The sequence below is a fragment of the Acaryochloris marina S15 genome (genome assembly GCF_018336915.1).
Lineage (GTDB): Bacteria > Cyanobacteriota > Cyanobacteriia > Thermosynechococcales > Thermosynechococcaceae > Acaryochloris > Acaryochloris marina_A.
Genome location: NZ_CP064923.1, coordinates 3,457,701 through 3,473,880 on the forward strand (window position 1 = coordinate 3,457,701; position 16,180 = coordinate 3,473,880).

Genomic DNA, 16,180 nt, shown 5'->3' on the forward strand with positions numbered 1-16,180 from the left:
TGCGACGCAGCTCAATGGCAGAATAATGTCAGATATTTCTATGCCCTGAAAGTTTTTTTATCAAAGTATTCCAAGGGATTTATGGGCTGCAATACGTGCCTAAATCGAGTAACTCTGAAGTTCCCTATGATTGAACTTCTGAAAGTTGAGAGGATTCCAGCGTTCCTAAAGATCGATAATTATCTGTTTCTCGGAGGCGTTGACTCAGAAATCGGCAAATTTCCAGAATAATGTGGGGCCGCTGGGTCATCAGGCTAATAAACCGATTTTTCTCTAGCTTTAGCAACGTGCAGTTTTCTAGGGCAATGGCTCCATCCCAATGGGGCGCATCATCAAATAGGGCCACTTCCCCAAAATATTCACCCACAGACAGCTGCTTTAAATCCCTGGACTGGTCATCAATGTCTTTAATAATTTGGACCTTGCCTTCCGCAATGATGTAGAAATATGTGCACCAACTGCCTTCTGAGAAGATGGTTTCTCCAGCCAGTTTTTGCTCCTGTTCAAGGGTTTGGTCAATCAGCAACAGCTCATCCAGAGATAAATTCTTGAAGAGGGCAACTTCCTTGAGCAACAGCAGGCGTTTCATAAATTGATTCGTAGGTAAGGGGTCTGGATCAACCGACAGAAAAATCTGTTCCGCCACGGTTTTAACGAGGGGGTCTGGATCGTTGACTAAAGCAGAGGGGACACCCGCTAGGGCGATTAAAGCCCCGATCCGAATCCATCGATCCTGAGTTTCTAAGGCTTCTAACAGTAATTTATACCCTTTATCTCGCATCCATTGTGGTTCAACGCAACTTCGTCCGCTGACAGGCTCTTTTTTAACCACCTGTTCTAGCACTGGAAGCAGAGGCAACACAAAGCGACGATTTTTCAGAGAAGCTAAGGCTTCGACTGCACTGGCTAAATCCTTTTGTTCATTGGTACTGAGGATGCGATTGATGGCATTGACCGTTCGATCATGGCCCAGGCAGGCCAGAATATAGAGCACTTTTTGCAACAGTCGATTGTGAAAATCTTCAATCGCCAAGGCTAGGGGTTGCCAATTGGGATCTGTACTGGGGATTTGCTGCTGCCATTTACGGGTATGGACGAGTTGCTGGAACTCAGGGGCTAGATGCTCATACAAGATCTTACCGGCCTGACGATTTCGCACCTGTCCTATGGCTGCGATCGCAGTATTCACTACGTCCGTATCATTCGCAGATAAACTCTCTTGGGCCATCAGCAATCCCGGCTTGCCATAGGCGGGCAAAATCTTAGCTGCCTGCTGTCGGACTCGAGAATCAGGATCTTCAAATCCCAGGGCAATGTGGGTGGCATAGTCCGGGACATGGACTACTCCCAATAACTTAAAGGCAGCAGCTCGAACCAACGGCGCAGGATGATCGAGGGCCGTAATAGCGATATCCGCTAGATCTCGATCCCCAGCTTGGCCTAGGGTGGCAAGGATAGCCAAGCTCTCTTGCTGAATACCCGGATCGCCCTGGATCAGCAATTTCGTTAGCAATGGCATTAAGCTTCGATCTTGGCTGCAGGCGATCACCCGCACCACGGCTTGACCCGCTGCTTCAGAAAGGTCTGAATACCAGATTTGATCACAGGTGGCTTGCAGGGTCTCATCCATTTGGCCCACTTGATCTACAGCGACTGCTGCTAAGGGCCGTATGGTTGGATCCGCCTCCGTTAAGAGGGGTTGAAGTTGTTCCGCCGTAAAGGGGTAACGATTGGCAATCAGAATTTCTAAGGCGGTGGAACGGAGCGGCCCAGAGGCAGTCTGCAGGCAATCTTCAAAAATTGCGACGGTTTCTGGATCTGGATTAGTGCTGAATAGGCGAACAATGGCCGTTTGCAGATCTGGATCGTCCTGCCCTAGCAATGGCTGTACATCTAAATAAAACTGGCTGGGTTGCCCGAGCTGGGTTGCAAACTCCAGACCCTTGATTTGGGTGTAGCGATCGCTATCTTTGAGCAAGTCGCGAATCACTGCATTGGACTCTGCTGGGAACTGGGCCTGGACATTGCCCAGCTCATCCAAATTAATGGTGTCCGAGCGGATCATTTCTTCTAGACCCTGGGCATAGTACTTGCCCATGGGTAAACGCAGACCAAATAAAACGCAAGTCAAGCCGATGGCAATCCAGGAAATTTGAGCCAAGCTCAGGGTGTGATGACAGATCCAGAGGAGGCAGCCCGCTGTGGTTAAGCCCACCGCATAAAAGAAGCCATCGCTAAGGGTTCGAATGCGACCTAAAAACTCCCGAGGGACCGCATTATAGTTGAGCTGATGGACGGGGATATTGATGCTTTTGTAGAGGCCATCTCCATTGATATGGAGGGCGATGGCAGCCGGAAGGCTGGTTTGCAGGACAATGCCAAACAGACCAAACAGAGTGGTTAGGGGATAGACCACATTCATGCGGGCGACCCCGACCCAATGGAGGAGCGGGCGAGTAAAGCAATAGAGCACCAGCACCTGAATCACGCTAACGCTCACCCGCATCAAGCCTAAGAAGCCCGTGAGGGCATCTTCCGTAAAGTTATCGGCATAGATACTGAACCATAAAAATTCCGCGGACAGGTAGATAATCACCAACAAGAAGCTGCTGGCGGCCAAAAACAGCATCAGCGGGTAACGCTTCACCAAGTCGGGAAAAGTTTTTAGGGCTTCAATCATGCCCACATTGTCTGTTTTGCCGACGGTTTCAATTTGGCGTTGGGTGTTTTCCAGGAAAAACAGCTGTGCGATCGCAATCCCAAACACAACGGGTAACCCCAGCAATAGCTCTCGGGTAGAAAAGAAGTGGGACAACAACGCCGTCAATCCGCCCCCAATTAGGGTGCCAGCGGCCTGGGCCATGCCAATAAATGGGGCATACCGCTTATAGTCCAGAGCCGAAAAATAATCCGTTAGTAAACTGGCATAGAGAATATTGTTATGAAAGTCCCACTGAAAAAAGACCAAAATCAGGACGATATAGTAGGTAACGAGTCCCGTTTCTGCCAGCAGGAACCACATACCGACAGCCATAACCGCAGCCAACATCAGCATGTATCGAAATAGCTGGGGGCGGCTGTATTGATCTACTACTTGCGAGAACAACGCATAGGCAGGGATTGAAAACAGGCCGATCAAGATAAAGGCTAAGGGCAATCCATCGGCACCCACATGGGTGAGAAAGAGTGAATTAGCCACCGCCATCTCAATGACGCTATAGGTGAGTACCACCATGGCCAAAAGCAATAGCTGGGCCAGACGTCCCAATTTCCATGGGGACGAACCAGACGGAAGCTCAGCTAAATTGACCATAAATACACTCTGCTCATTAACCTATTGTGACTCAATTCCCTCCGCAATGAAATTGTCGATCCCGAGTAACCAAAATCGAGGAATTGATGCCAATGTAATATGCTGAGTGCTGCTATTCAGCCATACCCATAGAGTCGTTAATGGATTGTCACAACTGTTACCCCGACCAAGTCTTTTTACTATAGACTCAGTCCATCTTATTTGATTGGCAGGAAAATCATCAAACTGGCAATGAACAAACAGGATTTTCTATAAAAGTCTTGGCTCCTTGCCCACTGGCTTCCAGCTCACGAATTGGGGATCAGCGATGGGGACAAGGCAACTATCTAAATCTAGATTAAGAATATTCAGGCAGGGTCAGCAAGATCACCACATTCAATCTTAAGTATGGCAGGCTATTTTGCTGAAACTTCTAAAGCATTATGGCTATTGGTCTCAATTCCCAAGAAGGAAGAGGATAACAATCTCCATTGGGTGGATCTGAGGGAAGTCTGCTAGTGAAGTGGTTGAGGCTTACTCTTGGCCTCAGTTGCTGCCAGCGGTAACCATTGAGATACCTACAGATACTCTAGCCTTTGGAGCCAATCAAAAGCCAGGCAAAGAAGCTCACGTATTCGACAAAATCTTCCAAGGCATAAAACACAAGTGAATACCATACAAAAACACCAAAACATTTAGGGCATATTTTTATTTACTGTCCGTATAAAATAACCAGATCTTTTGATTATCATGGGTCTTTAGAATTTTATTTGATGCCTGAATTAATTTTTGTCTAAATTGACTTAAATTATCTTTCTTTTTTCTTGGCTTATTGGTAATAAAAACAGAGAGTGAACTTAGCTAAATAGAACTTAAAAAAGGTAAAACGAGTTATGCAAAATAAATTTAAGGTTTTTAGTCTACTAATGGCTATTGGCATGGGAGCAAACTTAACAGCCTGTAACGGATCGCCCTCATCTAGACAAGACACCGCCAACCCTAATGTCCAAAGTGCCCCTTTAACAAAGTCTGAGCAGACAAATGGACAAGCCGCCGACAACAACCAGGGCAAAATAGCTAATGCTGAATTTAAAGACAAGCTCAGGGGTGAAGAACTCTTAAGTGCTCTACAAAAGGGCGGGTATATTATCTATTTTCGCCATACCCAGACCAATAAAGGTGAAAAAGATCAGGCTAGCTCTAAGTCGGACCTCGCCAACTGTGAACTCCAGCGGCAATTGAGTCAAGAAGGCACCCAACAGGCTCAAGAAATAGGGGCAGCATTCACCGCCAAAAATATTCCTGTAGGGGAAGTAATCACTAGTGAGTATTGCCGAACTTGGAAAACGGCAGATTCAGCATTTGGTCAGCATGTGAAGAATCCTCGGCTCAACTATTTACCGACTAAAACCCCTTCGCCACAACAAAGAGACGAAGCGGAGAAAAACGTAAAACCATTACTAACTGCACTTCCCAAGGCAGAGAAAAATACTGTTATTGTTGGGCATTCCGATATCTTTGAAGTCACTACTGGCATTCTGCCGGAACCAGAAGGGGTGGCCTATGTAATGACTCCCAATGGCAAGGGAGACTTTGTGCTAGAAGCCAATGTATTACCTGAGGAATGGTCAAAACTATAGGTGGCCTCTCTATTACAAATACTGGACAAGAAGCCAGACAATCACGAATTGCAATAAGTTATCTCTCTATTGAGATAGGTCCCAGTCATATCCTGTTTTCAGGTCACTACAATTGGAGTAAAGCATGTGATCCCTACCTATCAATACTGGGCGGGGGAAAAGGACCGTGCAGTTAGAGGGAAGCCAGTATGGAGTGGTATCAACTGCATCCAGAGGAAGTCTTGCATCATTTGGACGCCTCTCTTGATCAGGGACTTTCCCACGCTGAGGTAACCCTTCGACAACAGACCTATGGTCTAAATGAACTGATCGAACAAGACCGCGAAAGCCCTTGGCATATGCTGTGGAAACAGCTAACAGCCACCATGGTCTTGATTCTGATTGTGGCTTCAGTTCTATCCGGTTTGCTAGGGGATCTTAAAGATGCCCTAGCTATTCTAGCTATTGTTATTTTCAATGCGGGCCTAGGCTTCTTTCAAGATTATCAAGCGGAACAAGCCATTTCTGCTCTCAAGAAACTAGCTGTCCCTAGGGTTAGGGTCCGACGCCAAGAGTCCTGGCAAGCGGTCGGGGCGCAGTCCCTAGTCCCAGGAGATATCATCGCCCTTGAAGCAGGTAACTTGGTACCTGCAGACTGCCGAGTCATGGACAGTGCTTCTTTACGCGTGCAAGAAGCGTCTCTAACGGGAGAATCTGAACCCGTTAATAAAATCGTCGACGCCTTAGCCGATCAGCATCCCTTAGCTGAACGTTACAACATGGTCTACATGGGAACGGCTGTTACCTATGGCCGAGGTCAAGCGGTGGTCACTCACACGGGGATGAAAACGGAGCTTGGCCAGATTGCAGCGGCGATTCAAACGGCTAAGCCTAGTCCAACGCTGCTCCAGCAGCGCTTGGATCGGTTTGGGCAACAACTTGCGATCGCAATCACAATCCTCATCCTAATCATCTTTCTCCTGGGGCTATGGCAGGGCGAAAATTTGCGATTTATGTTCCTAACTGCCGTGAGCTTAGGGGTTGCAGCCGTTCCCGAGGGTTTACCTGCCATCGTCACGATTGCACTGGCCTTAGGGGCTCAGCGCATGTTGAAGCATCAAGCCCTTATTCGGAAGCTGCCCGCGGTGGAGACCCTTGGTTCCGTGACGGTTATTTGTTCAGACAAAACCGGAACCTTGACTGAGAACCGCATGGCCGTCACTGATTTGGTCTTTGCTGGCACAGAGATGTCTATCCCTGCCACTCCCAACATGCCATTGACGCCCACGTTACCGCCCAACCCTTGTTTGCAGAGCCTGCAGTCTAACCAGCAATCTGTACTCGATGTGATGCTGACGGGGCTAGCCCTTTGCAATGATGCCTGTTTAGAATCCGATCCCGATCAACTCAATCACTATCGTCTTCTGGGAGATCCGACAGAAACAGCATTGCTAGCCGCTGCGGCCCAGTTAGGCTCCTGGCCCCCTCAATTCCGCCAACATCTCCCTCGTCATCAAGAACTTCCCTTTGATGCCAACCGCAAGTTAATGAGTACGGTGCATCGATTTCAAACGATGCCCGGTCTGGAGGCACTTGCCCAATCTGCTCCGGCTCCCCTCAGCTCCTTAAATCTCATGTTTACCAAAGGGGCTCTGGATCGTCTATTGGATCAATCCAGTCATATTTGGGGTGCAGATCTGATCGAGCCCCTCTCAGCAGCCAAACGGCAAGAAATTTCTCAAATTCACGATCGCCTGGCTGCTGACGGGAAACGCATTTTGGGACTGGCTCTGCGATGGCTTCCCCAAAGTCCGAACGGTTTATCTCCACAGAACCTTGAGCAGGACTTAGTGCTGGTGGGGTTAGTGGCCATGATTGATCCACCCCGTCCTGAAGCAAAAGACGCTGTATTTTTGTGTCAGACCGCAGGGATTCGTCCAGTCATGATTACTGGGGATCACCCGATTACAGCGAAAGCCATCGCCCAGCAGCTCAACATTGCTAGCAGCCTCCCTCTGACGGGCCAAGACCTAGACAAAATCAATGAGGCTGAACTCTTAGAAGCGGTTCAGCATGTTTCGATTTATGCTCGGGTCTCCCCCCAACATAAGCTGGCAATTGTGCGCACATTGCAGCACCAGGGGCAGATTGTGGCTATGACCGGAGATGGAATTAATGATGCCCCCGCCTTAAAGCAGGCCAATATTGGTGTAGCGATGGGCATCACCGGCACGGATGTCGCAAAACAAGCAGCGGATATGATTCTGCTAAATGATGACTTTTCAACCATTGTGGAAGCAGTGCGGGAAGGGCGAGTCATTTATGACAATATTCGCAAATTTATCAAGTACACCTTGAGCGGCAATTGTGGTGAGCTGTGGGTGATCTTGATGGCTCCCTTAGTGAATATGCCGATTCCGCTGCTACCGCTGCAAATTTTATGGATCAATTTACTGGCTGATGGTCTACTGGCCATCGGGTTGAGTGTGGAACCCGCAGAGCGCAACATCATGCGCCGATCTCCCTACTCTCCTACCGAGAACCTATTTAGCCGTGGGGTGGGTCGGGATATTGCTTGGATTGGATTATTGTTAGGCTGTCTGTTCTTCGGAGTAGGGTACTGGGGTTGGCAGACTGGGCTGGCCCATTGGCAAACCCTGATTTTTTCCACCCTGGCATTTTCGCGAATTTTTCTCGTCCAAGCCATTCGCAGTGAGCAAGAGTCCTTGTTCAAAATGGGCGTAATAAGCAATAGACCTTTACTAGGAACGGTATTGCTGACCACAGGCCTGCAGCTATTGGTCCTCTACCATCCGATGTTTCAAAAAATCTTTGAAACCCAGCCTCTTTCTATGGTGGAGCTGCTGCTTTGCCTTGGAGTTGCCAGTCTAGGTTTCTGGGCCGTTGAACTACAAAAATGGCGAATGCGGCGGACTTCTCGCCTGGGCTAATTACTCAATCTGATGAATCTTGATAAAGTTGGTGCCCCGCGGTTGTTGTGTGGGAATCCCGCCGATAATCAAAATTTTGTCACCCGATTTCACCAAGTTTTTCTCTAATAAACAGGTCTGAGCTTGGGACACCAAATGCTCGAAGGATTCAACTTGATGATCAATCAAAATAGGCTTAACGCCCCAAACTAGGTTGAGACGATGGTAGACCTTCTCAAAGGGGGTTATGGCAATCACCGGCGTACGGGGTCGCTCTCCAGCCGCCATCAGGGCGGTGTAGCCCGTGGAGGTAAAGGCAGCAATGCACTTCAAGGAGAGCACTTCTTGAATCGCACTGAGGGCCTCACTGAGAGCATGGGTCTCATCAAAACAGGCCGGTGGATTATTCACAAAGTTCAGATCGGGTTCCACGTCCGTGGCAATTCGGGCCAGCATCTCCACCGCTTTGACGGGATATTGGCCCACAGCGGATTCCCCTGACAACATCACCGCATCGGTTCCGTCAATGATGGCATTAGCAACATCACTGGCTTCAGCTCGGGTGGGTCGGGGGTTGCGAATCATGCTGTCCAGCATTTGGGTCGCCGTTACCACCGGGAGCTTGCGCTTATTGCAGGCGCGAATAATTTGCTTTTGCAGTTTGGGTACTTTTTCAGCCCGCATTTCCACCCCTAAATCGCCTCGGGCCACCATCACTGCATCACTAGCATCTAGGATGGCTTCGAGATTTGCGATCGCATGGGGTTTCTCAATCTTTGCCATCACGGGCACATCTGCTGCCCCATGAGCCGCCAACACCTCTTTTAGGAGGTGAATGTCTGCCGCTCGGCGGACAAAGCTGAGGGAGACCCAATCCACGCCTTGGGAAAGGCCAAACTCCAAATCTTGCCGATCCTTGTCTGTTAGGGAGGGGAGCTGCAAATCTAAGCTAGGGAGATTGACGCCTTTGCGACTGCCTAAAATTCCGCCTTGAATAATTTGACAGTGGATTTGATCCTCTTCAACCTGTTCCACCCTTAATTCCAGCAAACCGTCATCCATCAAAATCGGCGTTCCGGATTGGGCTTCTTTTGCTAAATAGGGATAGTCAATGGCAACGGTCCGGGGCTGGTTATGAAAATGCTCTTCTGCCACTAACGTCAACCGCTCCCCTGGGACTAACTTCATAGCCCCATCAGCAATCTGGCCCACCCGAATTTTAGGGCCTTGCAAATCTTGTAACAAGGTAACGGGCGTATCTAGCTCTGCAGAAACAGATCGCAGCAGCTTCACCATTTGAGCATGCTGCTCATAGGTCCCATGGGAAAAGTTCAAGCGAGCCACATCCATTCCGGCTCTCACCATTTGGCGAATAATATCTGGAGAACTACTGGCCGGACCAATGGTAGCGACGATTTTTGTCCGGTGCGTAAGGGATGCAATCACAGTCGGTATTCTTCGGAAGTAAAGGCAATCCTTCAACCATATCTTGAATAGATAACTGATCTAAAAAATTGCTTAGGAAAATCCTGTGATCAATAAACGTCCCTTAACGTATTAGGTGTTGAGCCGTTTTTGTCTCATCATCATAAACCGCACAACTTTGCAAAGGCTTTCTATCTCTACAGTCCCTTTAACGCCAAAAAGTCAGCATTTCTCAAATTAAATTTATCTTTGACCGCTTTATCTCTGTTTATCTATACCTAAACAGAAATTAAGTTCCGGGTAGAAGATTTGATGGTCAGATCTATAGCTCTAGCAACAGGAACACGATTTCATCCTGTGAGGGCGATAGGACTGGCTACGAGATATCTGATTTTCGCTGCATGAATAGGGCCTAAAGCAAGTGCTTGGTAATCCTTCCTACGAGGTTCTCAATGACTATAAAGATAGGCATTAATGGTTTTGGCCGTATTGGTCGACTAGTATTCCGAGCTGGGATCAATAATCCCAATATTGAATTTGTCGGCATTAATGATTTAGTCCCCGCCGAGAACATCGCTTACCTACTGAAGTATGACTCAACCCATGGCCCCTTCCGCGGCACTGTTGCAGCGACTTCTGAGGGGATCATGGTCAACGACAAGTTTATTCCCTGTACCTCAATCCGTAATCCAGAAGAGCTGCCCTGGGGCCAGCTAGGTGCAGAGTATGTGGTGGAAGCAACAGGACTCTTCACCACCTTCGATACAGCCTCAAAACATTTAGCAGCAGGGGCCAAGCGGGTTGCCATTTCAGCCCCCACTAAGGAAAAGGATCCTGAAAAAGTTCCCACACTACTGATGGGGGTCAACCATCACCTCTATAACCCTCAGCAACATACTGTGGTTTCTAACGCCAGCTGCACCACCAATTGCCTAGCCCCTATTGCCAAAGTCATTCACGATAACTTTGGCTTTGCAGAAGGACTGATGACGACAGTTCATGCCATGACAGCTACTCAGCCAACCGTGGATGGCCCCAGCAAGAAAGATATGCGGGGGGGGCGAAGTGCAGCCCAAAACATCATTCCTGCTTCTACAGGCGCAGCAAAAGCAGTCACCCTAGTTCTCCCTGAGCTTAAAGGCAAGTTGACCGGTATGGCCCTGCGCGTTCCCACCCCTGATGTCTCTGTTGTCGACCTCACCTTCCGTACAGAACGTTCTACTACCTATGCTGATATTTGTGCAGCCATGCGGACGGCTGCCTATGGAGAGCTCAAAGGCATTTTAGGATATACCGAAGATGCCGTTGTTTCTACAGACTTCACTAGCGATCCCCATTCCAGCATTTTTGATGCGGGAGCCGGTATGGAACTGAACTCCAATTTCTTTAAGGTCGTGGCTTGGTATGACAACGAGTGGGGTTACTCCAATCGCATGATTGATTTAATCCAGTCCATGGCTGCCAAGGAATCAGAAATGATGGCATTTGCCTAGTCTATTCGCCCTTTATCTGCACTCCCTTAACCGATGGTTGGGGGAGTGCTTTTGTTGGGGACGAGTAATTCTTCAGCTCGCTGGCGTCGTCGTTTTTGCCATAGTCTGGCAAGGGCTCGAATACTTCGCAAAAATCGATCTTTTTCGACGGCGGTTAATTGAGTCTGCTGCCAGGCTGGTCTAACCATTAGCGCCTTAAGCCAGTTTTGTAATCGTGGCAGCTGGTCCAAGGAAAATCCCAAGTCACACACGACGGGGACTAACGATCCCGCCACAATATCTGCCAAACTCAGGTGATCGCCACCAAAATAAGGCCCTTCGAGCAGTCCTTCAAAGATATTCAGAGCCGTCATCGCTCGATGCTTGGCATAAACTTGCTGGTCTGGCTTTTTCATTAAGCATTCCCCAATCGCCGGGATCAGTTCATTGGTAGTAATCATTTGCACCTGCCGCACCTTAGCAACTGCCTGGGCAGATTCTGGCAGCAATTTAGGTTGGGGATATTGCAGGTTTAAATAATCCAAAATGGCTTGGGACTCTGTCACTGTCAAGTCATTGTCCACCAGTACCGGAATCCGACAAAAGGGGTTGAGAGCCCTGAATTCAGGCGTGAATTGATCGCCCCCCATATTGACGACGATCGGATCAAACGCTAAGCCCTTTTCAATCAGTGTGATCCAAACCGGACGGCTGAAGAGGGAGGGTTTGGCATAATAAAATGAAATCATAGCTATACAGAACGAACGATCGTACTAAATATATGTCAATCTATACCCTGACTTCAACCCCAACACTAGAAATCTTTCACAGCTCGAATTTAGCCGTCTTGGGCTTGACTCATAAAGTCACTAAACAGCCTCATAACGAAGAAGGGCTTGCCTTGGGCAAGCCCTTCTTCGTTAAATTCAATCATGCAAATGGACTATTGCGTCCACTCAGGACTTAGCTGACGGAAGTTGAGTTGGGACACGCCAGGATGGCACCGAACACAAGTGTCAGGGGTGACTGGTTCAGCAAAATCAACGCCAGGATGCAATACCTTAAAAAATACAGAACGTCTAACTTGATAGGGAATGGGGCGAAGACCATCTTCTCTCATCGGTCGAGAGAAGAAGCTGAGATATGCCCAGGTATCAGTGAGTTCCGGATTCTTAAACGGGGGCAACACTACGCCGTAATGGTTGGTGTCCGGTAAGAGGGCCTGCCATGTTTGGCTCGGTAATACTTGCGGGGGTAAAGCGACATGGCACGTTCCACAGCGTTGTTGATAGAGCTGTTCGCCTCGCTTGAGCTGAGGAGGGACTGGATCAACGTCTCCGATAGCTTCTGTGGTCGGCAGAGATTCTGAGACTTGGGCTAATGGAGCAGTCTCAAGGGCCACAGAGGTTTGGATTTGAGATAATCCCCATCCCAGCACGCAACTCCATAGACTTAATAAAAAAATGAGGCCCCAGATTGAGCGTCGTCGTTTTCTTCTCAGTTTGATCATTTTGGACATTGCCTTTCACCACCTAATTTAGATTCAGAAGTTTGGGTCAATGTTCCATTACCTGACATTGTTCAGGGCACAGTTATACCACAACGCTGGTTCCAGAGCCTCTCACTAAAATGATGGTCGCCTCTGTCCCTTGAGCAATGGCTAGGGGAATATTTCCTTTGAGTGCTTGGTGGACTAACCCGGTTGGACTGGCGCCAATAACGATGATGTCTGTCTGTTGGAGCCTTGCCAGTTCCACAATAGCGTCTGCCACATTTTGAGCACAAATTTGTGTACTTTTGACCGTGCTATCAGGACAGGCCTGCTTGAGAAACTGTGAGTAGTGATCGAGAATGCTGGGGTCGGGTAGGTCACTACTGGGGGGATAAACTTGAAATAATTTCAGATTGGGTGACTTGCTGATAGGAACTAGGGCTGGAAGGAGTTGAATCGCTTGTTGAACATTCGGTCCTCCGGACACCGGAATGAGCCACCGTTGATTTTTGCCCATATTGAAATGGGTGGCAGGTCTAATCACTAAGACTTGGCTTTTAGCCTGTTGAAGAATTGTTCGAACCGTAGGATTGCCAATTTGTCCACCAGAGAAAAATTGCCCTTGCCACCCCATGAGCAGGAGGTTGATATGTTCGGTCTGTTCGGCTTCTAAAATGGCTTGAGCCACGTCCTGAGCCACGATGACTTGGGTATGAACAGACACCTGATGGCGTTGGCCATACCGAACAGCCCTTTGCAGGATTCGCCGACTTTTTGTGGTTTGGACTGGGGTCTCGGCCGGTAAACGATTACGGGGTAGATGGATAATGTGCAGGCACTCTAGCTCATAGTTGAGGGATTGGGCCATGGCTACTGCAACTTTTAGGAGCGTTTCAGCTGTGTCAGGATTCGCTAGGGGTAGGAGAATTCGCCCTTCGCCGGTAGCTGGCCCTCGGGTTAGATAGACCCCATAGGATGGGGCAAAAGCCTGATTATCTTGTTGCTTCTGGCCTGAAATGTGATCAAATTCGGCGTGAATAATATCAGCACGGGTAATAATACCAATCAGTTTGCGTCCATCTAATACGGGTAGGCGACTGATATGGGAGCGATTCAGAATATAAAGGACATCTGACAAGGAGGCCGTGGGACTGACGGTTAAGGGCTGGGGCGTCATTACATCCCGGATTAATGTATCGCCCGGTTTCTGTTGTTGTGTGACTCGGTTGAGATCAGTGCGGCTCAAGATCCCCACTAACCGTCGATCTTCGAGGATGGGAAAGCCACGATGGTGAGAGCGGGAAAAAATCTTTCGGGCTGCATCTAAGGGCAGATCGCTCGGTAACGTTTCGACTTGCCGCTGCATAATATCTTCTGCTGTCAGAGCATCTAACATGCGTTGGGCAGAGGGAGATGCATTCTGTAGTTGAATCCCCTGTTGCTTTAGCAGCAAGTCATAAATAGAACTTTGATTGACTTGCTCAGCGGTTAGATAGGCCACTACAGAGCTAATCATCAGGGGGAGAACAAGGTTAAAATCCTGGGTGATTTCAAAAATAATCACGATCCCAGTGAAAGGGACGCGGCTAACGGCCCCAAAGAACGCCCCCATGCCCACAAACGCGTAGGTGGTGGGTAAACCAGCCCCTAGTAGTTGAGCCTGCCCTAAGCCGACTAAATTACCTAAGGCTGCCCCCATGACTAGACTGGGGGCAAATAATCCCCCTGGAGCCCCTGATCCATAGGCAATCAGGGTTAATCCAAACTGGACCATGAAGGCCGTTAGGGCCAACTGCCAACCCAGATCTCCTAGTCCCAATAACCCCCTAAGCCCCGTATTATCCTGAAAAATGCTGGGGAGTTGGCCAATGATGCCTCCACAAATCCCCCCTGCCAAGCCAATTCGCCAGGGTAATCCGAGGAACGTGAGGCGGCGATTCAGATCAACACTAAGAAGTAGGCCTCGGTTGAACAAGGCTCCAAATCCTCCTGCCAAAATCCCCAACAGGATAAAGAAAGGAATTTCTGGAACAGAGAAGCTGGTGGAAGTTGTCACCTGCTCAAAGCTGATGGATAGGTTCTGCCCTCCCAAGACATGGGCAACAACCGCACCAATAAAGGAGGACAGAATGGCGGTCCCTAGGGTTAATCCAGATAAATCATGTAACAACTCCTCGACAATAAAGAGGACCCCAGCGATGGGAGCCGCAAACCCTGCTGCGAGTCCCGCCCCTGCACCTGCTGCAATCATCTGTTGGCGGTGGTTGGGAGCTGTTGGAAACCAGTAGCTAAGTTGAGCGGCCAGGGCAGCGCCTAATTGAACGGTGGGCCCTTGCCGACCTAAGGGCAATCCTGTGCCCAGAACTGTAATGCCACTGATCAGCTTGACCAGCGCTACTTGCCAATTGAGGGCAATGGGAAATTGTGCCAGTGCAGCCTTCACTTGCGGGATACCACTCCCCTTCGCATCCGGGGCGATGGTTTCAATCAGCAAACCTGCGATAAAACCACCGATAAAACCAATTAACGGCAACATCAAAGGGGAATGAAACTGGTTGGCAAAGTAGATGCGCAACCCACCTAACCACCCAATCCCATCCTGTAAGGCGACTGCTGCTAAACCAGAAATAAGACCAATCAGACAGGCTTCAATAATGGCAAAGCGACTGGATTGAGTGAGGTGGCGCAGGGGCTGAAATGCCGAGATTAGCTTCATAGAGAGACGCCTAGAAGCCTTTGTTTAATTAGAAGATGGTCTGGGCAGAAATACGTGCGGCGGAATCGTAGTTTGAGATTAGAAAACGCTGGGGGTGGATAGGATGCGATCGCATCTTCCGTATCATCACTACGTCTAACCAAAAACCACATCCTATAGGTGTAATAAGTTGTGATGGGCAGGGTGTTGCCGGAAGGCTAAAGAACAGTCCACATGACGCTTTGTGGAACCACTTCACAGCAACCTACCTCATCTTACCTTGGCCCCTAGCTTTGATCGGCATCCCGTCGCTGCAAAGGATTGAAGAACTCACTCAGGCCTTCACTGGCAAGGGATAATCCCACCGATAATGAGGCCATGGCCAAGCCAGGGAATAGGGTTGTCCACCAAACTTCCCCAGTGAATCCTTCCAAAGCAACTTTTAAGTCATATCCCCATTCTGGGATTTCAGCAGGCAAACCTAGCCCCAAGAAACCCAGAGCACCCAAGGTTAAAACTGAGTCCGCTGCATTTAAGGAAAACAAGACAGGCACACTCTGAATCACATTGCCGAATAGATATCGAGTAATAATTCGCCACGGAGAAGCCCCCAAAGCTCTAGCTGCCTCCATAAACAGCTCTGTCTTAATGCTGACGGTATGATTGCGAACCACGCGATAGTACTTGGGAATATAGGCCACTCCCAACGCAGCAGCAGCACTCGGAACCCCTCGTGCTGCCTCACCAATAGAAAAAGACAAAGTTACGGCGATCAGTAAACCAGGTATGGCATAAATCGAATCCATTAAGAAGAGTAAAATTCGATCCACCCAGCCCCCAAGGTATCCACTGACTAGCCCCAAAATAACGCCAAAGACAACACTAAATAAGGTTGCTGCTACCACAACTTGCAGCGCTGCCCGAGCACCATAAACCGTCCGAGCAAATACGTCATACCCAAGTTTGTCTGTTCCAAACCAATGTTCACCTGAAGGCGCACTATGGGGAATATTGTCAAGAATGCTGGTGGGGGTTGGATCTTGAATCCAATCCCACTGCTGTAGGGATGGAGCCATTAGAGCAATTATGATGAAAAAGAGAGTAATAAGAATGCCTGTAATCATTAACCAGACTGAAAGACTGGCATGGCGTGGAAACTGCAGAAAACGGGGCCAAACTTTAGTAGGAGTCATTGGCGAAAGAGAATAGGGATAAAGAATTCACAACAATTGATGCAGAATATGAGAGGAATGTT

Annotated in this window: 9 protein-coding genes; 3 read left to right on the forward strand and 6 right to left on the reverse strand. The window is 48.8% G+C overall.

Annotated features, from left to right (window positions below):
• Nucleotides 1-124 precede the first annotated feature (124 nt).
• A complete protein-coding gene (locus I1H34_RS16035) occupies nucleotides 125-3,313 on the reverse strand; it encodes a cyclic nucleotide-binding domain-containing protein (protein WP_212662028.1) in 3,189 nt (1,062 codons plus the stop codon).
• 872 nt (nucleotides 3,314-4,185) lie between these two features.
• Between I1H34_RS16035 and I1H34_RS16040 the strand changes: the two genes are divergently transcribed.
• Complete coding sequence (locus tag I1H34_RS16040; protein WP_212662029.1) at nucleotides 4,186-4,932, forward strand: histidine phosphatase family protein; 747 nt, start codon at nucleotides 4,186-4,188, stop codon at nucleotides 4,930-4,932.
• A 188-nt stretch (nucleotides 4,933-5,120) separates the two neighbouring features.
• Nucleotides 5,121-7,862, forward strand: a complete 2,742-nt coding sequence (locus tag I1H34_RS16045; protein WP_212662030.1) for a cation-translocating P-type ATPase — start codon at nucleotides 5,121-5,123, stop codon at nucleotides 7,860-7,862.
• Here I1H34_RS16045 and pyk read toward each other — a convergent pair whose 3' ends face one another.
• Entirely contained in the window at nucleotides 7,863-9,284 is a 1,422-nt protein-coding gene (pyk, locus tag I1H34_RS16050; protein WP_315874886.1) for a pyruvate kinase, read from the reverse strand. It lies immediately after the preceding gene.
• Nucleotides 9,285-9,718: 434 nt separating this feature from the next.
• Here pyk and gap point away from each other — a divergent pair, with 434 nt between their 5' ends.
• The gene (gap, locus tag I1H34_RS16055; RefSeq protein ID WP_212662032.1) at nucleotides 9,719-10,759 is read left to right on the forward strand and encodes a type I glyceraldehyde-3-phosphate dehydrogenase; all 1,041 of its coding nucleotides are present in this window, start codon (nucleotides 9,719-9,721) and stop codon (nucleotides 10,757-10,759) included.
• A gap of 26 nt (nucleotides 10,760-10,785) precedes the next feature.
• Here the strand turns inward: gap and I1H34_RS16060 are convergent, their stop codons facing one another.
• The 4 genes from I1H34_RS16060 to I1H34_RS16075 all read right to left on the reverse strand — a co-directional run bounded on the left by I1H34_RS16060 (nucleotide 10,786) and on the right by I1H34_RS16075 (nucleotide 16,118).
• Nucleotides 10,786-11,487 (reverse strand): glutathione S-transferase family protein, encoded by a 702-nt coding sequence (locus I1H34_RS16060; protein ID WP_212662033.1) that lies wholly within the window; start codon nucleotides 11,485-11,487, stop codon nucleotides 10,786-10,788.
• Nucleotides 11,488-11,681: 194 nt separating this feature from the next.
• Nucleotides 11,682-12,257, reverse strand: coding sequence for a hypothetical protein (locus tag I1H34_RS16065; RefSeq protein WP_212662034.1), 576 nt, complete (start codon nucleotides 12,255-12,257; stop codon nucleotides 11,682-11,684).
• Between the two features lie 73 nt (nucleotides 12,258-12,330).
• A complete protein-coding gene (locus I1H34_RS16070; RefSeq protein ID WP_212662035.1) occupies nucleotides 12,331-14,946 on the reverse strand; it encodes a chloride channel protein in 2,616 nt (871 codons plus the stop codon).
• A 266-nt stretch (nucleotides 14,947-15,212) separates the two neighbouring features.
• The gene (locus tag I1H34_RS16075; protein ID WP_212662036.1) at nucleotides 15,213-16,118 is read right to left on the reverse strand and encodes an ABC transporter permease; all 906 of its coding nucleotides are present in this window, start codon (nucleotides 16,116-16,118) and stop codon (nucleotides 15,213-15,215) included.
• Nucleotides 16,119-16,180: the final 62 nt, after the last annotated feature.

Coding starts and splice junctions, on each gene's coding strand:
- I1H34_RS16040 (WP_212662029.1), top strand. CDS start 4,186: ATGCAAAATAAATTTAAGGTTTTTAGTCTACTAATGGCTATTGGCATG.
- I1H34_RS16070 (WP_212662035.1), bottom strand. CDS start 14,946: ATGAAGCTAATCTCGGCATTTCAGCCCCTGCGCCACCTCACTCAATCC.
- I1H34_RS16045 (WP_212662030.1), top strand. CDS start 5,121: ATGGAGTGGTATCAACTGCATCCAGAGGAAGTCTTGCATCATTTGGAC.
- I1H34_RS16075 (WP_212662036.1), bottom strand. CDS start 16,118: ATGACTCCTACTAAAGTTTGGCCCCGTTTTCTGCAGTTTCCACGCCAT.
- I1H34_RS16035 (WP_212662028.1), bottom strand. CDS start 3,313: ATGGTCAATTTAGCTGAGCTTCCGTCTGGTTCGTCCCCATGGAAATTG.
- I1H34_RS16060 (WP_212662033.1), bottom strand. CDS start 11,487: ATGATTTCATTTTATTATGCCAAACCCTCCCTCTTCAGCCGTCCGGTT.
- gap (WP_212662032.1), top strand. CDS start 9,719: ATGACTATAAAGATAGGCATTAATGGTTTTGGCCGTATTGGTCGACTA.
- I1H34_RS16065 (WP_212662034.1), bottom strand. CDS start 12,257: ATGTCCAAAATGATCAAACTGAGAAGAAAACGACGACGCTCAATCTGG.